Consider the following 22,522-nt stretch of genomic DNA (forward strand, 5'->3'; position numbering starts at 1 on the left):
ATCCCCCTCTCTATAGCGTTAATTTACTAGCGCCGTTAATGCTTCACGTACCCAAGCGTTATTTTCATAGGATGAACGACGAAGTGCTAAGCGTTTTTGAGAACATGGACCTTCGTTGCGTTGGATTTTTTTGAAATATTCCCAGTTTGGCTCTTGGTAAATCCATTTATTTTGCGCTTCATCAAAGTGCAAAGTTGGGTCTGGCACAGTCAAACCTATTGATTGAATACGAGGAACGTATTTTGTTAAGAAGCTTTGACGTAATTCTTCATTCGTTAAGACACGAATCTTATATTTTATCGTTAAATCTTGTTTACTAGAACCTGTTGTATCTTTTGAAGCTGGACCAAAGAAAAATAATAGTGATTCCCACCAACGATTTAACGCATCTTGCACAAGTGCACGCTGTTCAGGTGTACCTTCTGCCAACGCCATAATAATGGCTTCACCGTGTTGTGCATGGAATACTTCTTCTGCACAAATACGTTGTAAAGCACGTGCATAAGGACCATACGAAGAACCTAACATGTTTGTTTGTGAGATAATGGCAGAACCATCTACAAGCCAGCCAATTAAACCCGCATCTGCCCATGATTTTGTTTCCATATGGAATACATTATGGAACTTAAGACGCCCTTCGAATAAATCAATCATTATATCGCCGCGATCTTTACCATATGGTTTTAGCAAATCTTCTGCTACGCGTAATAATAATTGACCATGTCCCATCTCATCTTGAACCTTTGCCATAATCCCTAGCTTTCGGTATAATGTCGGAGCTTTTGGAACCCATTCTTTCTCAGGAAGAGCACCCATAATTTCACTAATACCATGCATCGAAATTAATTTGATTAGTGCCAAACGATACTCTTCCGGCATCCAATCAACTACTTCAATCTTTTCACCTGCAGCAATCCGCTCCTCAAATTGCTCTTGTAATTGTTGTTCCGATACTTGTGTAACGACACTCATAGTAAAAAACCTCCTTGTATAACCATTTTACGATAACCGTCACTATCATGTTATGTTAGAGGGTAAAAAAAATCACACTTCCAACAAGACTTTATTATCGTTTGCTACTTTAATTGATTCTGTTGGACAACCTTCCATTGCATCCTCTAAATCATCATATAAATCTATCGGCACTTCTTTGCATCCTTTGTTATTATCTAAAATAACAAAGGCGATTCCTTCGTCATTATAATCAAAAATATCCGGAGCTGATGCGCCACATGCGCCACAAGCAATACATGTATCTTGATCTACTCTAGTGAATTTCGCCATACACTCTTTCCTTTCACAACCTACAGCATTAGGTAAGTTGTTTCTTTTTTTCCTCCATTAGACTCGTACTATGCAACGGTTGCACTTTAGATGTTGGATCAATATATACTTTTGCGTTACTAATAGCAGTAGGTGCCTCTCCAAACCCACTCACAATTAGCTTAACTTTCCCATCATATGTGCAAATATCACCTGCCGCATAAATACCTGGAATGTTAGTTTCCATACGTGAATTAACGACGATGGCGTTTTTCCTAATTTCCAAGCCCCAGTCTTTAATGGCCCCTAACGACGAAACAAAGCCAAAGTTCACGATAATATCATCGACACCATAGATTGGTTGGATGGTTTCGTCTTTCGCATGCTTTAATTTAACATGTGTGATGCGCTCTTCCCCTACGAGTTCTTCGGGTACAAAAGGTGTAATGACCTCGACAGTAGATTGCAATAAATTTTCTACACTATGTTCATGCGCACGAAACTTATCCCGTCTATGGACAATAGAAACCTTTTTAGCAATTGGTTCTAGCATCATCGCCCAGTCGACTGCTGAATCGCCACCACCAAACACCATCACGTTGCGATCTTTAAAAGCATTAAGATCATTAATGAAGTAATGTAAATTACATTGTGCAAACTTGTCGTCCCTATCTAATTCAAGCTTCCGAACGTTAAACGCACCGTTTCCAGCAGTGATCAATATTGTGCGAGAATAATGCGCGCTCTTCGTAGTAACAATTTTAAAAATACCGTTTTCATCTTTTTCGATAGTTTGTACAGATTCATTCGTACAAACATCCACCGGGAAAGTCTTCATTTGTTCTTTTAAATTATTGATAAGATCTTGTGCGCGAATTTTTGGAAAACCCGCTATATCATAAATATATTTCTCTGGATAAAGAGCAGCTAACTGACCGCCCAACTGAGGAAGACTTTCGAGAATTTTGACGCTCATGCCTCGCATACCACCATAGAAGGCAGCAAACATACCAACAGGCCCTCCACCTATAATGGTCACATCTTTTATTTGCTCAGTATCAATCATTGAAGAACCTCCTTCTGTTCCATTCTTCTATCAATGACACGAATTGCCTTTCCTTCAGAGCGTGGAATAGCACCACTATTTTCAATGACTAGACTAACGGAAATTAAGCAGGCATTTTTTAAATCATGCTTAATCTCCTTTGTCAGTAATTGTATAAGCGGATGACTGAGGTCACCTCCTACTTTTTCATATAATTTTGGTGTTAACTCAACATGTAGTTCGATCGCATCCATATTTCCTTTTTTTAATAAATGGATTTGATAGTGTGGTGCCAACCCTTCTATTTGCAATAACTCACGCTCGATTTCAGATGGAAAAACATTGACTCCACGAATAATTAACATGTCATCTGTACGACCCTTAACACGTGACATCCGCATTGTTGTACGTCCACATTTACATTTTTCACGTGTAATCGAAGTAATATCACCCGTACGATAACGAATAATTGGAAGCGCTTCCTTCGTTAAACTAGTAATAACCAGTTCTCCATCTTCTCCATCAGCTACAGGTTCTAATGTATCTGGATCAATCACTTCTACGAAGAAATGATCTTCAGCTATATGTAAACCATCTTGCGCCTCATAGCACTCGATTGATACACCGGGACCTAGCACTTCACTTAAACCATAAATATCCATTGCGCGAATTGCTAATTTATCTTCTATGGCACGGCGCATTTCCTCTGACCAAGGCTCTGCACCAAAAATCCCATATTCAATCCCGTTCGTCGCTGGATCTATTCCCATTTCCTCCATCTTTTCAGCGATCGTTAAAATATAAGAAGGTGTCCCTGCGATGCCTCTTGGTTTAAAATCATCAATTAATGTAATTTGACGATCAGTATTCCCACCTGAGACCGGTACAACTGCTGCGCCTAAAGTTTCGGCTCCGTAGTGTAAACCCATCCCTCCAGTAAATAGACCATAGCCATAAGCATTATGAAAGATATCTGATTTGCGTCCCCCTGCGGTAACAATAGCGCGAGCTAAAAGTCCCGACCACATATCGATATCATTTTTTGTATAACCAACAATTGTTGGTTTTCCACTAGTTCCTGAAGAACCATGAATGCGAACTACATCATCCATCGGTACTGCAAAAAGTTTAAATGGATATTGCTCACGTAAATTTACTTTTTTAGTAAATGGCAATTTGCGAATATCTTCTAAGCTTTGAATATCAGCTGGTTTAACGCCAAGCTGATCAAACAATTCCTTATAGAAAGGTGTATTGTTATACACTTTTTCTACTGTTGCTTTTAAGCGCTCCAACTGAATCTTTGCCATTTCTCCCCTTGAAGTTGCTTCTATTTCTGGATGATACATTTCCTAACCCCCTTTAGCTATTACAATTCCCCTTATATAACAAATTAATTACGGTAGTACTAGTTTAGTAACTAAGATTAAGATAAACTTATTTGTCTGAATTGTCAATATATTTTATTATTTCTGATTAAAGTTGCTTAATTAGCCGTTTTAGAATGTTTTAGCTTAAATACTGTTTGTCCACAAACACAAAAAGCTATTTGCAAATATCCTCTTTAAACCTACTATTGATAAGGTATAATTAAATAAATACACCAATTAATCGTAAACAGAAAATAATTCTATAAAACTACGTTAATACCGTTTACTTTCACAATATTAGGTTAAATTGATTTTATATTTCACTTTAATCTCAATCGTTGTTAATTTGTATGAATGATTTCCGTCTATTTTACATATACACAAATGGTAGTTGATAAACAAAGGGGGATTCACTTTGACATTAACTGAGGCTCAACAACATGAGAAATATTATGATGATATTTTCGAAGCTTTATCAAAGGAACCATTTGCAAATTATTTAGGGATGGAATTAGTAGAATTAAAAGCAGGCTTTGCAAAAGTGACACTTTCCCCAACACTTCATATGCTCAATACACACGGAACTGTACATGGAGGTATTATTTTTCCATTAGCTGACTACGCCTTTGCGGCCGCTAGTAATTCTAACGGCAAAACAGCTGTCGGTGTAACGAATACCATACATTACATGAGCACAGGTTTGGCAGATCACCAACTAACAGCTATCGCAGAAGAGGTTAAAAAAACACGCCGTTTAGCTTGGTATCAGATCCATGTTTGGAGCAACGATGAATTATGCGCAACAATGGAGGCGATGGTTTATCGTAAAAATGAAAATTTCATCGAATAAGAGGAAGATGTGAGTAACCTGCGTTAAATAGGTTGCTCACATCTTTTTTAAAATCCCTCACTTGTAACAACAAGAAGGGATCATGAAGCTATCTTATACTTGCATATTATCTTTTTTGCGTCGTCTGTAGTTTACTGAAGTATGCTTCTTCGATTTTTGGATTATTTAGCAACTCTTGTGCTGTAAACGAAGGTTTTGGGGTAACCATTTTACCAAAAAACAGTCTCGATAAATTCCCAATTCATGGTATTCGAATTATTAAATTTTCTAATTGCAATATCCAATCAAAAGCGAATATTGTTTGGTCAAAAGATCGATATTTAGCAAAGCACGCAATGAATTTTCTAGAATTATTTACAGATGACACTCATCATCGATCCAACAGAAAAATTCGCCAGAGTTAATGAACTACATAAGGAATTTTACTCTGGCGCTTAGATGATGAACTGATGGTCTATGTAAAATAAATATCTCCCGGTTGAAATTTTTGACCGAGAGACTTTGTTTTATTTAACATACTTCAAATACTTTTTCACAAAATCTACAATGTAATGCACTTCTTCTTCTGAAATATTGAATAAACTACTAATTTTTTGTACTTTGGCTGGTGATTTTAATTGTTCACGCACTTGATCAATTCTCATGTATTTACATTTTCGAGGGTTTACACAATCTCTAATCTGCTTGTAACGAAGGTAAGCATACCGAGCAAAAGCATTTAACATCTCCCTCTCCTGCTCATCTCGTTGTAATTTTTTTGCCGCTTCATCGATCGTTTCCGAATCAAATATCCATGTACCATCTGTTATTTGCATAGTACCACCTCTTTCATTGCGTAAAGTTGATGACAATTTGGCTGCACCTTAATTAGATGGCATTAAGATTGCCCCCATCTCTTCTATTCATAGCTAGTAAATGCATAAGAAAAAGCCACACCTAGTTAAATGTGACGCTTTTTGTATTTTTGTTTAGTTTTACAAGCTAAATTCATTAACGCTTAGATTCCGCTTCAATAATTGTTTTTAATGAATTATGACACTGTTGCGTCCAAACAGAGTTAAAAATTAATATACACCAATTGACTACCTCGTATTCAAGCAAATTACATCCTGATAAAATGACTGCAAGTGATGATTAATGTAGGTATTTCATTTGTATTCTCCTCCAATTGTTTTTGTACTTACCTTGATTAAACGCCACTAATTCTTTGTTGGCAAAAAACGTTTGTTATTTCTTGATTATACATTCCTTTCATTTTTCTACTTATTTGAAGAATAAAAAAGAACCCGCTTCAAATACCATCAATAGCCATGTTTAAAACACCATGACAAAATGGTTTTATGAAGCGGGTTCTTCCCGGTAAATTATGTATTTGCTTTTATTTTACCAAATTTCTTTATACTGAACAATCTTGTATTTGATTTGCAATATTAATTCCTACTGCCCTAGCGCTTATTCTATAGCATGCAAAGTACTTTATGAGTTGTTTCCCGACCCATCTACCCATATTTACAGGCACAGCATTTCCAAACATTTTATATGCATCGTTATCGGTTCCATCAAATATAAACCAATCTGGAAAGCCTTGAAGCCTTGCCCATTCACGTACAGAATATGGTCGAGTTGTCTTACCGTCATTAATTAAACGAGTTGAACGATCTTTCCCATAATGCGCTACACAAGTAGGTGCTATTCCATCTAAATCTGTAATAATAGGCTTATCCCTGTAGTGACCATCTAAGCGTTTTTGTACATATGCTGGTGTATATACTTCTGTACCTCTATCAATAATGTCCCGCATCCTTATTGGCTTATTATCTGGGTAATCTAAGTTAGTAAAGGGTCTTTTAGTACCAATTACTATTAACCTCTTACGTTCTTGAGGAAGCCACATATTCGCATTGACAGGACATTCTACTCTTACATAGTAGCCTGGAAGCTAACTACAATTTACACCACCCCATCGGGTAGGCTTTCGTCAGCCTAACTGTTACGGTAAATTCTCATGCCTATTAGCCTTATAGTAGTACTCTTAAGGAACAGCTATTGTTGCAATTTAACATCTTTTTGATAATGAGGTTTCTTCTTAATTAATATCCAAGATATAAAAAATGTTAATATAGCTAAAATTAGTGTAGTCGAAAAAACGGCATGTATGCCTGAAAATAAATTATCTTGCAAAGTGTTCAATGAATTTATTTCAGTCTGCTTATACTTGAATACTTGAACTGCTTTTTCATCGTTATGAGCATTTGTACTTACATTAAATATCATGCCAAATACTGCAGCTCCTAGCGCTTGGCTAAAGGTATTAATAAAAGTATTTAATGATACAGCTGTTCCTCGTTTGTTCTTAGAAACTCGGTCTTGAATGATAATTATTATAATAGGAGTTATAAGTCCCATTCCTAATCCCATTAGTCCTATTGCCATATAGATTAAAAATTCTGGAGACATTGGTCTTATAACAAATAATAAAGAAGCAGCGAGAAACATAATAATGGTTCCTATTATTACAATATATATCGGTTTTATTTTTTTTACTATATAACCTGCAAGAAATGAACCAACTGCCCAAATTACAGGCATAGGCATTAGCATAAATCCTGCAGTGGTAGCACTTTTATTTAATATTTCTTGGCTCCATATAGGCAAGTATACTAAAATGCTAATTAACATCGTTCCCATAAAAAGTGTTATAACATTTACTACGTTTATATCACGATGCGAAAAAAGATTTAGTGGAACCAATGGTTCAGGAGAATTCTTCTCTATATAAAGAAAAACAATAAATAATGAAATTGAAATACCTAATAAACTTATAATTAAAGGGTTTCCCCAGTGTTGAGTATTACTCCCTGTCAATAGTGCATACAATAAAGGAACTATACTGCAAGAAAATGTAATTGCCCCAATGTAATCAATATGATGCTTCTGTTTCTTTATATTTTCCTTATAATAACGGAGTAGCATAAAAATAGATATTAACCCAAATGGCAAGTTTAAAAAAAAGATGTAGCGCCAAGAAAGAGTATCCACTAGGATACCACCAAAAAGTGGTCCTATAACACCTGAAATACCAAACACAGCACTAATCCAGCCCTGAGCTTTAACTCTCTCCTGTTGTTCAACATATAGATCTCCGATAATGGTCATTGTAATTGGCAGTACTGCTCCTGCACCCAAGCCTTGAACAGCCCGAAATAAAATTAATTGAAACATACTGGTTGCAAACCCACACAAAACAGCTCCAAGTAAAAATATTATAACTCCGCATAATAAAACTCTTTTTCGCCCTAATAAGTCTGCTAGTTTTCCATAAATAGGAGTAGATACAGCTGCAGTTAAAAGGTAAATAGAAAATACCCAACTCACTGCTTCAAATCCAGATAAATCACTGGTAATACTAGGTGTCGCCGTACTAACAATGGTTCCTTCCATAGCAGCTAAAGATGTTACCAGCATTAGTGACATCATAATTTTCCCTCTCACGCATTGTCCTCCCCTACTAAGATGTTATTATTTAAATATGTTCTTTAAATGAGTACTTTTTAATGAAAATTTCACCATATATAAACCAATGACAGGTACCCTATGCCACTTGTAGCTCACTTTTGATTTGTTCAAGTGGCGTGCCTTCTGTTGTTGCTGCGTAGACAAACTCTCTTTATCACTCGGGTAATTCAGAATTAAGCGGCGAATATGGCTTTATCAGAAGTTACCATTTATAAATGTGATAAAGAATTCACAACAGCTTGGCCAATAAAACCCCACAAACCATTGAAGATCGAATTAGGAATACAGCTTAATTAAGATTTCACTTTTTAGTGTCCAAAATATTCTCAAATCCAATATTTATAATTCACTTTCCATAAATTATACCTGAAGATACTCTCTTGTTTCTTGTGCTTTATACCCTTTCTTAGATAATTCAATAGCTTGCCCTACAAAATTTTCAAATAGAGGATTCGGTTTGTCAGGTCGAGAAGTAAATTCAGGATGAAACTGAGTTGCAACAAACCAAGGGTGTTGTTTTAATTCAATAATTTCTACTAAGCGGCCATCTGGACTTGTACCTGAAAAGACCATACCTGCATCCTCCATTAATTGACGATATTGATTATTAAATTCATAACGATGACGATGGCGTTCATAAACAATGGCTTTATTGTATGCAATATAAGCTTTGGTTTCTGGCTCAATAATACATGGATGTGCCCCTAGACGGAGAGTTCCTCCTAAATCTTCTATACTCTTTTGCTCTGGTAATACATCAATAATTGCATTTGTTGTATGTGAATCAATCTCAAAAGAATTTGCATCTTTAATATTTAAAACATTTCTTGCAAATTCAATTGAAGCAAGTTGCATTCCCAGACAAATACCTAAAAAAGGAATTTTACTTTCACGAGCGTATTGAATAGCTACCATTTTACCCTTAATACCTCTTTCTCCAAATCCCCCAGGAACGAGGATTCCCCCTGTTTTACCAATAAGCTCTTCTACATTATTTATTGTTAGGTATTCTGCATTAACCCAATTTAACTTTATTTCTGTATTGTATGTATATCCTGCATGGCGAAGCGCCTCTACAATAGATATATAAGCATCTTTTAATTCCACGTATTTTCCGACCAAAGTGATTTCTACTTCATTGGATAGACTACGAATTTTTTTAACTAACTCCCCCCATTTTTTCATGTCAGCTTTTGGATAATTTAACTTTAAATGCTTACAAATAATTTCATCCATATTTTGTTCCTGGAATGATAATGGAACTGCATATAACGTATCAACATCGTAAGCTTCAATCACTGCATTCGAAGAGATATCACAAAATAATGAAATTTTATCCTTTATTTCTTGAGATATTGGCATTTCTGTACGAAGCACAACAATATTAGGTTGGATTCCTAAACTACGTAACTCCTTTACACTATGCTGAGTTGGTTTAGTTTTTATTTCACCAGCCGCATTCAAATATAGAATAAGAGTACAATGAATATAGAATACATTATCTTGCCCTACATCACTTTTTATTTGACGAATTGCTTCAAGAAAAGGAAGAGATTCGATATCTCCCACCGTTCCTCCAATCTCCGTAATCACTACATCTGCATTAGTCTTTTCACCTGCATAGAATACATGTTTTTTGATTTCATTAGTTATATGAGGAATAACTTGAACTGTTCCTCCTAAGTACTTTCCTCGTCGTTCATTCTTTAATACTCTAGAATATACCTTCCCAGTTGTCACATTACTATATTCATTTAGTTCGATATCAATAAAACGTTCATAATGTCCTAAATCTAAATCTGTTTCCGATCCATCGTTTGTAACAAAGACTTCCCCATGTTGAAATGGACTCATTGTTCCAGGATCAATATTAAGATATGGATCAAATTTTTGAATAGTCACTTTTAAACCTCTATTTTTTAATAAACGCCCTAAGGAAGCTGCTGTAATACCCTTTCCTAGAGAAGACACTACCCCGCCAGTTACAAAAATATACTTTGTCATTATTTCCCACTCCTTAAATTAAGGATAACTTTTATTCAAATCCAAATACTACTTGTTTATAAAAAAGAAGAATTCAAATAGAATTCTTCTTTTCAGTTAAGCTTATAGCCACCTCAAATATTCAAAGTATTTTAGTTGTTTCTTTTATAGCATTAACATTTAAGAGTTTATACAAATAATTCTTCTTCGTATCCTGCAGGTACATGCACCACATTATCTTCTATTTGTAGTTTATTTTCTATAAATAGTTTTACAGCTCGAGCTAATGCCTTTTTCTCGACATTAATAATAGCTTCCTTTAAGTCTTGCTCTGAATAGTAGGGCTTTACTTGAACTGCTGCCTGTGTAATTATAGGCCCCTGATCTACTTCATTATTGATAAAATGTACTGTTGCTCCTGTAATTCTTACCCCTGTTTTGATAGCATTCAATTGGGCTTTATCACCAACAAATGCAGGTAATAGTGAAGGGTGCGTATTAATCGTTTTATAACTATAACTATCAATAAAATCGCTACTAAATATTCTGCGATATCCACCAAGTACAATTAAATCAATCTGGTATTTATCAAGCAACGAAGCTATTTCTTTTTCATGCTCATTTCTAGTTGCATAATTTTTATGATCTAAACAATAAAAATCTGCCTCTTTTTGTATACCAAGCTGTTTTGGGTCAATCTCAGAATTGTTAGTAATAACAAGTGTAACCTCAGACTCAATTGATAAGCTCTCTAAACAATCCTCTACAGTTTTAAGTAAAGTTCCACGTCCAGAAAAAAGAAATGCTACTTTTTTCACCAGTTATCTCTCCAATCTTTTATTTACAAAAAATTCTTTTCTTACCTGCTCAAATTCAAAATTTAAAAACTTTTGATTAAGAATGATAAATTCTCCATTAACCATAACGTGTACTGGTTTATTTTTAAGATAAGTGTCTAAAAACAGTAAACTTGGTTCTTGAGAATCTACAAATATATTATCTTGATTAAAGAAACACAAATCAGCAATCATACCTTCTTCTATGCTGCCTAAATTATCTATTCCTAAAGCTAAAGCCCCTTTAGTAGTAATTGCTTCGATAATATTATTAGGATGGACTTTCTCGTCTAAGTTTGATTCGCCATGAAAATAAAGTGAAAATGCTGCTTCATAAGGAAGATTATTAAAAGGATTCACCATTGCAGCATCAGTACCCAATCCGACATTATTATGTAGGAGAGATTTAAATGGAAAACGTCCTGCTCCTACAAAACTGTTACTTACAGGACAGTGTATAAAATTCAAATTTTTATTAGATAAGATAGCAGTATCTTCGTTTGAGAGACTAGCAGCGTGAACTAATAATGTAGAATCATCTAATAAATCCATCTCATCCAATATCTGTATTCCGGACTTTCCATAATAACTTATACATTGATCGACCTGACTACTTCCTTCACTAATATGCATAGCAAATCTTTTCCCTTGCTCCTTTGCCATTGCGTGAAGTTTTTTCATTAAATCGGAAGTTGCAGTAAGTTCTGATGCTGTTGCTGGATGAACTTTTATTAAATCCGATTCGTAGTTATCTACACAGTCTAAATAGCGATTTATAATATTATCAATTGAAGAAGCAGTAGGGCTCGACTCTTTTCCAACCCACTGGTCATTTTGTGCAAAATGAATAACAGCCCTGATGTTGAATTTTTTAGCCTCTTCGGCATCTATTTCTGCTCTACTTGTAAATATACCCAGAGTAGTAATACCTTGATTTACGGAATTTAAAATTGAATATGAAGAAGATAATCTCTGTAATTCTTTCGTTTCAAGATGGTTATTTTTGTGAACTGTATCGAGAATTTCACTTATACTGCTAAATGGTTCTAACCCTCCATAGAGTTCTTTACTTGGATGCAAATGTGAATTTATTAAACCTGGAAATATTACTAAATTCTGAGTATCAACAACATTAGTACCATTTGATGAATTTGAAGGCAAAATTTCTTTGATTTTGTTATTAGAAATAGCAATATCGCCTTTACAGAAACGATGATCACTTGAATAATACGTTGCGTTTTTTAGGATAAAACTATCATTTCCTCTAATTTGTTCAAAATTAATGTGCATTGTAATTCACCCCCAATTAAATATTCTTCATTAATATGGAGCGTTTTCATACCCGATTTTTCTGCTGGAATGATATCATTTGTTAAAGAATCCCCTATTAATAGAATTTCTTGAGGTTCTACTTTTAAATCATTCAACATGTGAGTAAAAAAATATTGGTTAGGTTTACAGGATGGAAACTCACTTCCGAATTGAAAAAATGAAAAATATTTTTCAATGTTATGATATTTCATTTTATCAAATTGAATTCTTTCTAGACCGTTGCTGCATACCCCTAGTACAAACCCCATATTTAATAATTCATTAAGTAATGCTTTAGCTCCGATGTATGGTATACAATTTCTAATATAAGAAGCAGTATAATCTTTTAGTAAGTTTAGTAAATCAATTTCTATTTCGTAAAATTCACAGAGTAACTTAAATCTATTAGATAAAGTGGCCTCTATATTTTGAATTCCATTCTCGAAATTCTCCCAAGAAAGCTTGTTGAATTCTGAAAAGTTATGATGAAAGTTCTCATAGCTAATCCCATATACTTCAAAATATTTAATATGTATATCTTTTAAACCATTTTTTTCACCATTTGTATGATTGAAGATGGTCTCATCTAAATCAAAAATAATATACTTCATTTTTTCACACTCTTCTCAAATATACTTAAGCAGTAAAAATACACAATACAATGCAGACTATATCTTGTATTGTGTATTTTTTTAAAGGATCCTTATAGGCTATATTAGAAACCACGTTTTGAGCAGTTTAATGTATTAATTAGACTAGGCAATTCTATTTTTAATAGTTAGGAGTAATTCTCTTTATTAATTAGGTAACCTAAAGCACTTCTTAGCGCCCCATCAAATTCATCAACCCTAGTAAATAGTTTATTGGTGATGACACCATTTGTACCTATTAATGAGAGTTCCTTCACTTTCTCTGATGAATAAGATTTTTCGACTAAATCGCTTAATTTCTGTTCAGGTTTAATAGATTTAGCCAGTTTCTCCGGAATTTTAACTTTGGCACTACATCCAATTGCTTCCTGTTTATTTGCCGCGTCCCAAATAACAACGATTCCATACACAAAAGAACCATAACTAAATTCTTGAATTAACCCTTCCATCGATACGATGTAGTCAAAATCGTCTAATTTCACGTTATCTATTCTTGTTCTACACCCTTGTAGAGCTTCCTCATCATTAATTGGAGTTTCCGAAATACCAGAATCTACTGAAATTGGTATAATTTCGATATTATTATTAAAAACTTGTGAAAAAACATTAGTTACTGCTTTTATTTTAGCTTCGTTTTTAGATGTCAATACAATTTTCATTGTTCAAATTTCGCCTCTTTATTTATCCATTTTATAGTTTCTGAATCTTGAATATCGCTGTAAATATCATTTAGAACAACTTTAGCATTTGAAATTTCAGGCATTTTATCAACATCATTTTTTGCTCCATTAATAACTTCTAATGCTTTACTGCGTGTTTTTTCATAAATTTGAGTAAATGAGGTTTTCATTACTGTATTACCCAGCTCTAGATCAGCATACTTTCGTTCTCTTAAATCTTGGCATAGTAATTCATGAATAAAAGAGAAAAAGCCCATGTCATAAGGCAAACCAGTTACAACATCCGTGCTTCTTGACATAACCTCACAATGTAAATAATTATTTTTAATGAAAAATTGAATTGCTACAGTACATGGAAAATCTTTAGTCTCGGATTTGTGATAGTTCTGATTAATATTAATTATAGCCCGTCTGCTATCCTTATTGTCTAACAATCTCTTAATAATCCATTCATATTGATTTCTAAATCCCTCTACCTCTTCGTGAAATACGTAATATCCATAGTTAGAGTTTATTTTTCCATCTTCATCTACAAGAGTCATCCAAAACTTAGATGCTTTTCCTAGGCCATCTTCCGCAGTTAGACAACCTTTAAAATAAGCTACTAATTCTCTACATAAATAACGATTTGCTCCAGCACGTAATGAGTGTAATCTATCTTTTGGATTAGTCAATATATAATTTACACCATAAGCTTGTAATGCATCACCAGCACGTACACGAATTTCCGTACCATTATTTAAGATATGAGAAATCGCTTCTTTTACTAATTCATCTACACTTGATCCATATATATCTATATATGACATGGATTTTTCGCTTTCAACAGTACTAATTTCTCTTTCAATAGTAGCTATGCTTTTCACAATAAACTGACCTCCTAAATAATATGTAAAGTTTACTAAGCCTGTAAGAAGGCCTCTTTAATAAAACTTTTTCAAATACATAAAATGAATTTTATTAAAAGGAAAAATTTACATGTTTTTACACTAAATTATTCTACTGTACTTTTTAGGTAAAAGTCAAATAAAGTTTCAATTTACTTTTATTTTTATATTTTGAATAAATTGTATTTTAATGCAGGGTATTATCCATTATATTAAGTGCTTTTGGTAAAAAACTACATACTTTAAGAATAAAAGTTAATCTTAATAGTTAGAATCGTAAGTTCTAACCATGAAAATATTACATTATTTGATAAATATACTAATGTTTTTAGGAAATAATACTATTAAAAGAAGCGTGTAAAAATTATGAATTACACGTTTAAAGTTGATTCTATTGTTAATAAAAGTTAATATCTTATATAATAAATATAGGGATAAGTAGGAGGATTATGGAATGTATTCAAAAATTCAATATTCTAAATTGTATTCAACTGCAAATATTTTCCGAACAGGTAGGAGCGATTGTTGCATACTCTTTGTGCATGGCTTTTCTGAATCTAGTATTTGTTGGGAGGATGTCTCGACTAAGTTTAAAGGTCACGTCAATCTTGTCACTTATGATTGTATTGGCCATGGAAATAATGCATCTTTATGGAAGCAGGCCTCGTTTGAATCCTATACTGATCAATTAGACGAATTAATTAATTACTTACTAGAATATGAAAAATTCACTAAAATTATACTCGTAGGACATAGCCAAGGAGCTTCTATAGCTATGCAATATAGCATGAAAAATCCAAATAAGGTTTATAAGTTGATTCTAGTCTCACCTATTACATATATTGATAACGCTTTAGAAAGTTTGTGGAATAACTTTATTAAGTTGGTAGAAAAGGGTCAAATTGAAAGATTTTGGGATATAAATAGCAGCCTATTATTAGGCCCAAAATCTAAAGAGTGGTCACACTTTAGAGGAAATGCTATACAGAAGCGTTTAGAGTTTTTTAGTCAAGAGCATTTGCTTTCTCTAATGAAAGCTTTGCTTGATATTAATATTGAAAAAGACTTATCTATATTATCGAATAAGATAACACATTTGATACATGGAGAATATGATGCTATGTTTCCTAATTATTATAGTAAAAGCATTTTGAAATATTTACCTAATGCGGAATATATTGAAGTAGCAGGCGCCAATCACTTATTAATAGAGCTTGAGCCTCATATTAGTAGAGCTTTAATGGAATTTGTAAATGACTTATCTACTTCATCTTTGTAATTTCGAAAAATCCACCTAAATTGCAATATTAAATGCAACAAACGATAAACGTTGCTAAACCGGTGTTTTCTATATATGGCATTGGATATAGAGATACTTAATCACTACTTTACTTGGAGTGGCGGGCACGATAGCCTTTGCAGTCCCAAGCCAGTAAATTTGGGCTGGCTTCTTGGCTTGGAACTTATGCCCGCAGAGGCTCCATGTCAAGTAGCTGAAGATAGTACCTACTTTATTTTATCCTTTTAAATAACTCACATAAATACGCTCTATTTAAATTACATAAACTTTTTAACAATACCACTTGGGGTAATAACTTTTACAGATACTTCCCTTTTAGTACGTGTTTTTGTAATTAATGTATTCTCTGTTTCTTCCTCTGAGACAACCTTAGTAACAACTTCCATGCCCTGTACAGCGTGTAAAGTGTCTCCTTGACCAATTGTACCGTTAACTGCTCCACTGGCTAATAGTAACGCCATAGATCCTTGAGCTAAATTTATAATGGGGGCGCCACCTATCTCAAGTACTTTTGATTTTGTACGTTCTTTAAACGCTTGAAACCCCTTATTGACCTTAATTAAATCCACAAATGAACTCTTATCTTCAGTCCGCGAATAAAATGTTGGTATAGATGTTGTACCTTCTATTACAACCCATCTATTAGTTTCAGCTAATGCTTCTATCGTAAGCCCGTAATCAAATAACGCATATAAATAACCAGGCACCTCCGGTACAAATGTATCAATTGTAGTTATATCGATTTGGACTAGTCTTAGTTTCTCTACAATATCTTTTGAGAGATTCTGAGTAGCTTGCTCCATGCTTGTCACATCTACATCGAAAAGATGAATTTCATTACAAATTGTCGATATGTACTCTAAATCTAAATCATCGCAGTTGCCTGCACCAATAATTCCTATTCTGTTTACTTTCCCTTCTACACTATGTATTTCTTCAAATAAACCCTTTACTCCAATCCTATGGTTCCCCCATAACTCCCTTCTCGATGGATCACGATCTTTATTCACAATATATTGAAAATCTATCAAACTAATCTCCCCCTTTTATACCTATATTCTACACAGAACATACATCCCCCTTCATTCCTTGTATGAAGAATCATAAACTAAAATCTAACGAACAAATTTAAATTGAAAAACTTGCTATCCATAATGGGATAACAGGTTTTAAAGTATTCGGAGTTCTTACATTTCTTTAACACCCAAGAAGTGTGCCATTAAGAGAAGATATATCTAACCAATTGCCATCCAATAACAATATACCGTTACCTTCAATTCTTTGGTATTGCAGAGTATCGCCTTTTTTGTACATGAACGATTGGCCTTTAATTTGTATATGGGAGTCCGAAATAAATTCAAAAGCCCCCATTACATATTGAATGTTCTCATCACTACTAATGAATTCTTTAATCTTTTAATTAACTAAAATGGAAATATATTGATTATATTATTGCGTAATAAGGGAGGTACCATATGAACAACCAAATTTATGTGAACTGGAACGGGCATCATCTAAAACTGACATGATTTCAAAATCATAGAATTGACGATTTCAGCATAATAGCAAGTGTACATGGTGTTTGTTTTTATCAAGGGAATGTTTTGTTAGTTCATGTAGACGGGAGAGGATTTAACTTTCCCGGAGGACATATTGAAAAAGGAGAAACACCTGAAGAAGCATTTCATAGAGAGGCATTTGAAAGAAGGTTATGTTAAGGGGCCGATCAACTATTTGGGAGCAATTGAAGTCAGTCACGAAGAGAACCTCTTATTCAATGCTAATAGTAAGTACCCTTTAATCGGATATCAAATGTTTTATAGCATGGAAATTCAAGAATGCCTACCATTCCTTCGAGAACATGAAACAATTTCGCGTATTTGGGTTGAGCCGGAAGAAATACCTTATTTAATTAATGACCATGAGTTAATACACTTAATATTACAAGCAGCGTTAAGGAATAAACCTTCCTATTTATGAGGTGCATTTGACTATAGTTTCATACATCGGAAACTTCTAATAGTACTTTATTTTACCAGCTATACTAATTACTTATTTAGCCTCTAAATCATGTAGAAAAAGTGATTGATACAAAATTTTGAAACTTCACCTATAGATTATTATTTTTTTAATTTTATTCTCAGGCATTTCACTATACAAACATAGCTACTAAGTCATATTAATAGTAGTGTAAAGCTAACTTAGCTTTGCACCTCCTAGTTTGTGGTTTAGGGTCACTTTGGTTCGAGTGGCCCTTATTTATTTATCGTTTATTGTTATGTGAATTCCCTAATTTTTTTCATAATTATACTGATAAATATATAAGCATGATCCGATGAGTTATCTTAGATTTTATATGTTAGAATTTTCTTCAATGTACTTCCCGACATAAGTTCGAACAAAAACTCTGTGGCTTTTTAAGTAATAATTTGGAAAACCTTTTTCTTATTATATTCGTATATTTATTAGAACTAACATAAGTGAGGTGACGAAAAATGATTGCTGGATATATTACTTGTTTTGTTCTTGCTTTAATTATTATTTTTATGGGTTATCTGATCCATATTAAAAAGAAACTGTGGCTTATTGCGGGTTACCAAGAAGATTGTTTTATTGGTGATAAAGATAAACTAGCTAAGCTATTTGGTGTTTTCTCATACATAGTAGGTATCACTACTTTACTATTACCTTTTGGACTAGAATTTTGGGGTCTCATTAGTGCTATTATATATGCCGTTTGTATATGTCTAGGAACAGTAGCCACTTTGGTCTGGAAACAAATAATTAATAAACCACTATAAAGGTTCATTACCAAAAGTTATGGATGACTTTTGTTAAAACGTCTACTATGTAAATAGTTGATTGGAGTGGAGACTGGGCGACTCCTCGGGGATCAGCAATAGAGGAACGAAGGCTAAAAACATCACATCCTGTGATAACGCCTTCGTGACCAACATCGTGTTGGCCCGAGACCCTGCAGCGCAGCGGATGTTTTCTGTGCGAAAGCGTAGTGTTAACGTAGCGGCAGCACCAAATGTTTTCTGTAGCGAAAGCGAAGCGTCAGCTACAAATGTTTTGACTGTGCGAAAGCGTAGCGACAGCAACACCAAAAGCGGCTCATCGGACGCCCCTAGGAAAGCGCCCAGTCGGAACGGAAATCAACCACACGTTTTGGTGATGATCCACTTTAAAACATATAGAAATTATAAAAATATTCCCTTGAATATTTAGACAAGGCCCATATTCAAGGGAACATGTTTAGACACATTGTAGCATTCTAAACCATTTCGTTAGTTATTCCACCACTTTTATCTAAACGATTCTTTTCTTTTATCTCTACGAACAGTGGAAAACATGTAAAGGCTAAATAATAAAATGAAAATGACTGTTACTGCTAAAAAATATGTATCTTGAATCTTAAACAAGAAAGTATTCAAAGAATTTAATAATCCAGTTAACATCAACAATAACCAATAATTATTTTTTCTTTTTGATTGATCACCATTATTTAGATACCTAGCAGAAAGCCAGATAAAGAAAGGTAAATAGCAGACAATTGAAAAAATTAGAATAGCCAATCCAATAAACGACATAGTACAATCACCTCCTAGAGCCTTCCTTATTTATACGATTGACATTTGTAATAGTTTCAAATTTATTATTCTATAAAAATGTTGCTTACATATTTTATTCCCTAAGAATTTCCAAAATTTTGAGGAACAATATTCATAGCTATCCCATTTTAAAATTCAGTAATTCATCATCATTAATTTTTCGGATTTTTAATTCAAACTGAGTAAAACCAAGATGAATACCTCCCCTCCTTTCTACACCAAGACATATTATAGATTGTAGAAGGGAGGGATATTTCATGGGATATTACGGTGGAAATTATGGTAACTGTTGTTACGGAGGCTATGGCGGTGGCTTCGGCGGTGGTGGCTTCGGCGGTGGTGGCTTCGGCGGCGGTGGCTATGGCGGCGGTAGCTATGGCGGCGGTGGCTGCGGCGGATACTATGGTTATGGCCATGGCAGAGGACATGGTTCAGCATTCGCATTAATAGTCGTTCTATTCATTCTTTTAATTATTGTTGGCGCAACATTCGTCTATTAATTTTCCCAATACTTTCGTTAATCAGATGAATAACGAAAAAAGTTAATGCTATTTATCATTGTCACAATTAATCATTTCCATAAACTCTGTTGCTAAATTTCAAATACCTAGTAATAGAAGGATAACTAACCAGCCTAACATACTACAGTTAAAACAAAAAGGTCACTTTTGTCCGAGTGACCTTTTATTTATCATTTACTTAAATAATATAATAAAACCGCTACAATAATATTTGGTAAGGCAATGTATAAGGAATTTAAAGTAATTTTATTGCGTTCATCACGATGTTCTGTTGTTTCGGTAGCAATATTTGCCCTCATCCGATCCCCACTAACCATAGACCCTGAAAAAATCATTGAAATGACAATGAAGATACAGCCAACCGTGCCTGAAACTAAATAAATTTTTTCCATTCCCCATAACATCATCGATATCAAAACACCGCAAAGTGATAAGAAAACACCAATTAATACATATTTCACCCCATATCCCCCCTACGTTATTTTACGTTTGATTACCATTTTCTGTTTCATTTTTTTGTAATCATTTCTTAGTTTTTTTATATTATACACACTAAGAATAGGTATGGATGGTTTTTCTTCTAAAATGACAACTTCAAAAAATAAGCTTATTCAAGATTCAGATGTTATCGGCTCTAATTCTCCTCCAAATGAATCTGTTATTCCTTCCTCGAACCAACAAATTGAACCAGCACTAATGCCTGTTAAAAGGATTCCCCATGCCAAGCTGTCTTAAAAATGCTATCTAACGACCACAAATATCTTTTTCCATAATAAAACTTTCTAAATCTCGAGTTGGAGGTAAAAAAAGTGATAAGCGGGACGGAATACATTGATGTGAGTTAAAAAAAGAATTAAACTATGCAATATAATTTTCTGAGTCTCCGCTTGCAGTAGGAACAAAGCTGTTAGATTGCTGTAAAACATATGTATCCTTTTTCATTTTATTACTGGTATAGGTATACTATTTCTCCAATCCTTAATAAATGAGGATTGGTGAGGATTAAGATTTAAAGGTATTTCATCTCTCGATAAAAAGTACAGTTCGCTACTTTCATCATTGATTTGTAAAGTACCTTTATAATCGCTTGAGTAAAAAATTATTTGAACACTAAAAACTTTATCTCCATTTGAGTACTCTGCAAAACCATTTTTACCAGAATATAATCCAAACAATGTAATATTGTTCAGGATAAGATTTGTTTCTTCAAAAACTTCCCTTTTAACAGTCTCTTCAAAAGTTTCTCCGATTTCCAAGATACCTCCTGGGATTCCCCAAATATCACCGTCAGTCCTTTTTTGTAAAAGAATACGCCCCCTATCATCTTCAATTATTGCTCCACAGCCAATAGTCAATAGAGTTTCCTGCCCGATCATTTGTCTCATCGTTTTAATGTAATCATTCATAATTGATACCCTCTTTCCTTGTTGTAGATCCCTAAAACATTCTTTTTCACAATTAAAGACTAAAATAACCATAAACATCCTTATTTTACATTATTCCTTCGGATATAAATACACAGGGTTCAAATACAAAAAAGCAAGGCCCAGATTACATAAAAAAATGAGCCCTGCCTATATTTATTTTCCTTCCTTATTACTTAATTTTTGAATCTCGAGTAGTTCAGATATCGTTACAAATTTATATCCCTGCTCTTCAAGCTCTGGCAAGATTTTTTCTAATGCTTTCACAGTTTGCTCACGATTTCCACCGCCATCATGAAATAACACGACACTTCCAGGCTTAGCACCTTTTAAAACAGTATTGACAATTTTCTTTTCTCCAGGATTTTTCCAATCAAATGTATCTAAATGCCATGACCACATGACAACTTTATACCCTTCTTTTGATATTGCATCAATCATGGAATCCGTGTATTGGCCTTCAACGGGTCTAAATAAAACAGGGACATAACCTGTAATACCATAAATTGTTGCATGTGTTTGTTTTATTTCTTTCATCAAATTGGAAACATTCGTTCTAAAAGGATGCGTATATGTGTGAATGGCTAGTTCGTGACCTTCTTCATGTATACGTAAAGCAAGCCCTGGATTTTTTTCTGCATTTTCACCCACAATAAAGAATGTGGCCTTTGCATTGTACTTGTCTAATATATCTAAAATGTCAGGTGTGTACTTTTTATGAGGACCATCATCAAAGGTTAAGGCGATCACTTTCTCATCCGTATTAATATCCCACAAAATTTGTCCTGCCTCTTCATAATACTTCCTTCCCTTATCTGCAAAAGATTTTTCATTAACAAAAAATAAAAATAACCAGAAAAAGCATAATGTAATCAGCAGATAGTATTTCCTCAAGTTTTCACCTCCTGCAAATAATTATTTCTAATCATTATTATTTGAGGTTTAAACTAAAAAATGCTTTTATTTTTGTTCTTTTAATTGTATATAAAACCAATAACAATCCAAATTGAATGTAAATAACGCTACACATTCTAATCCTAAAAATGTTATATTATTTGGAAGGAGTGTGATTATTTTGATAATAACGGTGAAAGAAGAGGATTTCGAGTTTAACAGCTCCAATCTAAGTCAAAGGTGTTTCGAAGCACTCATTCAAATCTATAAGATAAGAATGTCCGAAGAAACTAATATCGGTGTAAAAGAACGTTTTTATGAAGAACTTACGGAAGGCCAAAGAGCATTATTTATGTTTTATGTTTATTATAACCATAT

At 33.8% G+C, this 22,522-nt stretch carries 23 protein-coding genes and 1 pseudogene; 5 read left to right on the forward strand and 19 right to left on the reverse strand.

All coding sequences use genetic code 11. From position 1 onward, the window contains the following. Positions 1 to 18: 18 nt before the first annotated feature. The 4 genes from paaA to ACIQZA_RS11950 all read right to left on the reverse strand — a co-directional run bounded on the left by paaA (position 19) and on the right by ACIQZA_RS11950 (position 3,657). Complete coding sequence (gene paaA, locus ACIQZA_RS11935; RefSeq protein ID WP_400933774.1) at positions 19 to 972, reverse strand: 1,2-phenylacetyl-CoA epoxidase subunit PaaA; 954 nt, start codon at positions 970 to 972, stop codon at positions 19 to 21. A 72-nt stretch (positions 973 to 1,044) separates the two neighbouring features. Next, complete coding sequence (locus tag ACIQZA_RS11940) at positions 1,045 to 1,284, reverse strand: ferredoxin (RefSeq protein WP_400933777.1); 240 nt, start codon at positions 1,282 to 1,284, stop codon at positions 1,045 to 1,047. 28 nt (positions 1,285 to 1,312) lie between these two features. Then, a complete protein-coding gene (locus ACIQZA_RS11945) occupies positions 1,313 to 2,329 on the reverse strand; it encodes an NAD(P)/FAD-dependent oxidoreductase (protein ID WP_402882689.1) in 1,017 nt (338 codons plus the stop codon). Further along, entirely contained in the window at positions 2,326 to 3,657 is a 1,332-nt protein-coding gene (locus ACIQZA_RS11950) for a phenylacetate--CoA ligase family protein (RefSeq protein ID WP_402882692.1), read from the reverse strand. The genes ACIQZA_RS11945 and ACIQZA_RS11950 overlap by 4 nt, the downstream gene beginning before the upstream one ends. A 436-nt stretch (positions 3,658 to 4,093) precedes the next feature. On the opposite strand from ACIQZA_RS11950, the gene ACIQZA_RS11955 reads away from it, so the two are divergent. Continuing rightward, complete coding sequence (locus ACIQZA_RS11955; protein WP_402882695.1) at positions 4,094 to 4,528, forward strand: PaaI family thioesterase; 435 nt, start codon at positions 4,094 to 4,096, stop codon at positions 4,526 to 4,528. 506 nt (positions 4,529 to 5,034) lie between these two features. Here the strand turns inward: ACIQZA_RS11955 and ACIQZA_RS11960 are convergent. The 9 genes from ACIQZA_RS11960 to ACIQZA_RS12000 form a co-directional block, all read right to left on the reverse strand. Next, positions 5,035 to 5,343, reverse strand: coding sequence for a hypothetical protein (locus ACIQZA_RS11960; RefSeq protein WP_403009900.1), 309 nt, complete (start codon positions 5,341 to 5,343; stop codon positions 5,035 to 5,037). A 581-nt stretch (positions 5,344 to 5,924) separates the two neighbouring features. Then, positions 5,925 to 6,329: a DNA cytosine methyltransferase gene (locus ACIQZA_RS11965; protein ID WP_400933793.1), complete on the reverse strand. Its 405-nt coding sequence runs from the start codon at positions 6,327 to 6,329 to the stop codon at positions 5,925 to 5,927. Between the two features lie 242 nt (positions 6,330 to 6,571). Beyond that, positions 6,572 to 8,020 carry an MDR family MFS transporter gene (locus ACIQZA_RS11970; RefSeq protein WP_400933796.1) on the reverse strand — a complete coding sequence of 483 codons (1,449 nt, stop codon included), beginning with the start codon at positions 8,018 to 8,020 and terminating at the stop codon, positions 6,572 to 6,574. Positions 8,021 to 8,404: 384 nt separating this feature from the next. Further along, positions 8,405 to 10,048 (reverse strand): CTP synthase, encoded by a 1,644-nt coding sequence (locus tag ACIQZA_RS11975; protein WP_402882698.1) that lies wholly within the window; start codon positions 10,046 to 10,048, stop codon positions 8,405 to 8,407. A gap of 167 nt (positions 10,049 to 10,215) precedes the next feature. Further along, positions 10,216 to 10,845: a phosphoribosylglycinamide formyltransferase gene (gene purN / locus ACIQZA_RS11980; protein WP_400933802.1), complete on the reverse strand. Its 630-nt coding sequence runs from the start codon at positions 10,843 to 10,845 to the stop codon at positions 10,216 to 10,218. Positions 10,846 to 10,848: 3 nt separating this feature from the next. Beyond that, positions 10,849 to 12,153, reverse strand: coding sequence for an amidohydrolase family protein (locus tag ACIQZA_RS11985; protein WP_400933805.1), 1,305 nt, complete (start codon positions 12,151 to 12,153; stop codon positions 10,849 to 10,851). Beyond that, positions 12,105 to 12,785: an HAD family hydrolase gene (locus ACIQZA_RS11990; protein WP_402882701.1), complete on the reverse strand. Its 681-nt coding sequence runs from the start codon at positions 12,783 to 12,785 to the stop codon at positions 12,105 to 12,107. The genes ACIQZA_RS11985 and ACIQZA_RS11990 overlap by 49 nt, the downstream gene beginning before the upstream one ends. A 167-nt stretch (positions 12,786 to 12,952) precedes the next feature. Continuing rightward, on the reverse strand, positions 12,953 to 13,483 hold the full coding sequence (locus ACIQZA_RS11995) for an inosine/xanthosine triphosphatase (protein WP_400933810.1): 531 nt from the start codon (positions 13,481 to 13,483) through the stop codon (positions 12,953 to 12,955). Continuing rightward, positions 13,480 to 14,370, reverse strand: coding sequence for a thymidylate synthase (locus ACIQZA_RS12000; protein WP_400933813.1), 891 nt, complete (start codon positions 14,368 to 14,370; stop codon positions 13,480 to 13,482). The genes ACIQZA_RS11995 and ACIQZA_RS12000 overlap by 4 nt, the downstream gene beginning before the upstream one ends. Before the next feature lie 475 nt (positions 14,371 to 14,845). Between ACIQZA_RS12000 and ACIQZA_RS12005 the strand changes: the two genes are divergently transcribed. Further along, positions 14,846 to 15,670 carry an alpha/beta fold hydrolase gene (locus tag ACIQZA_RS12005; RefSeq protein ID WP_402882704.1) on the forward strand — a complete coding sequence of 275 codons (825 nt, stop codon included), beginning with the start codon at positions 14,846 to 14,848 and terminating at the stop codon, positions 15,668 to 15,670. 278 nt (positions 15,671 to 15,948) lie between these two features. Here ACIQZA_RS12005 and ACIQZA_RS12010 read toward each other — a convergent pair whose 3' ends face one another. Further along, positions 15,949 to 16,722 carry a hypothetical protein gene (locus ACIQZA_RS12010; RefSeq protein ID WP_400933819.1) on the reverse strand — a complete coding sequence of 258 codons (774 nt, stop codon included), beginning with the start codon at positions 16,720 to 16,722 and terminating at the stop codon, positions 15,949 to 15,951. Between the two features lie 622 nt (positions 16,723 to 17,344). On the opposite strand from ACIQZA_RS12010, the gene ACIQZA_RS12015 reads away from it, so the two are divergent. Further along, complete coding sequence (locus ACIQZA_RS12015) at positions 17,345 to 17,671, forward strand: hypothetical protein (RefSeq protein ID WP_402882837.1); 327 nt, start codon at positions 17,345 to 17,347, stop codon at positions 17,669 to 17,671. A 515-nt stretch (positions 17,672 to 18,186) separates the two neighbouring features. After that, positions 18,187 to 18,492, forward strand: a complete 306-nt coding sequence (locus ACIQZA_RS12020; RefSeq protein WP_400933827.1) for a DUF3784 domain-containing protein — start codon at positions 18,187 to 18,189, stop codon at positions 18,490 to 18,492. 507 nt (positions 18,493 to 18,999) lie between these two features. On the opposite strand, the gene ACIQZA_RS12025 is transcribed toward ACIQZA_RS12020, so the two are convergent. Then, complete coding sequence (locus ACIQZA_RS12025) at positions 19,000 to 19,284, reverse strand: hypothetical protein (protein ID WP_402882707.1); 285 nt, start codon at positions 19,282 to 19,284, stop codon at positions 19,000 to 19,002. Between the two features lie 278 nt (positions 19,285 to 19,562). Here ACIQZA_RS12025 and ACIQZA_RS12030 point away from each other — a divergent pair, with 278 nt between their 5' ends. Continuing rightward, positions 19,563 to 19,805, forward strand: a complete 243-nt coding sequence (locus ACIQZA_RS12030) for a YjcZ family sporulation protein (RefSeq protein WP_402882710.1) — start codon at positions 19,563 to 19,565, stop codon at positions 19,803 to 19,805. 191 nt (positions 19,806 to 19,996) lie between these two features. Here the strand turns inward: ACIQZA_RS12030 and ACIQZA_RS12035 are convergent, their stop codons facing one another. The 4 genes and pseudogenes from ACIQZA_RS12035 to ACIQZA_RS12050 all read right to left on the reverse strand — a co-directional run bounded on the left by ACIQZA_RS12035 (position 19,997) and on the right by ACIQZA_RS12050 (position 22,144). Next, positions 19,997 to 20,287, reverse strand: coding sequence for a DUF5316 domain-containing protein (locus ACIQZA_RS12035; protein WP_142510202.1), 291 nt, complete (start codon positions 20,285 to 20,287; stop codon positions 19,997 to 19,999). Positions 20,288 to 20,452: 165 nt separating this feature from the next. Next, positions 20,453 to 20,768 (reverse strand): annotated as a pseudogene (locus tag ACIQZA_RS12040) (Type 1 glutamine amidotransferase-like domain-containing protein); the annotation flags it as partial. Beyond that, on the reverse strand, positions 20,765 to 21,232 hold the full coding sequence (locus ACIQZA_RS12045) for an NUDIX hydrolase (protein WP_402882713.1): 468 nt from the start codon (positions 21,230 to 21,232) through the stop codon (positions 20,765 to 20,767). The gene ACIQZA_RS12045 and the pseudogene ACIQZA_RS12040, both read right to left, overlap by 4 nt. A 174-nt stretch (positions 21,233 to 21,406) precedes the next feature. Continuing rightward, the gene (locus ACIQZA_RS12050; protein ID WP_402882715.1) at positions 21,407 to 22,144 is read right to left on the reverse strand and encodes a polysaccharide deacetylase family protein; all 738 of its coding nucleotides are present in this window, start codon (positions 22,142 to 22,144) and stop codon (positions 21,407 to 21,409) included. Between the last annotated feature and the right edge of the window lie 378 nt (positions 22,145 to 22,522).

It is taken from the genome of Lysinibacillus sp. NPDC096382 (assembly GCF_044762845.1).
Classification (GTDB): Bacteria; Bacillota; Bacilli; order Bacillales_A; family Planococcaceae; genus Lysinibacillus.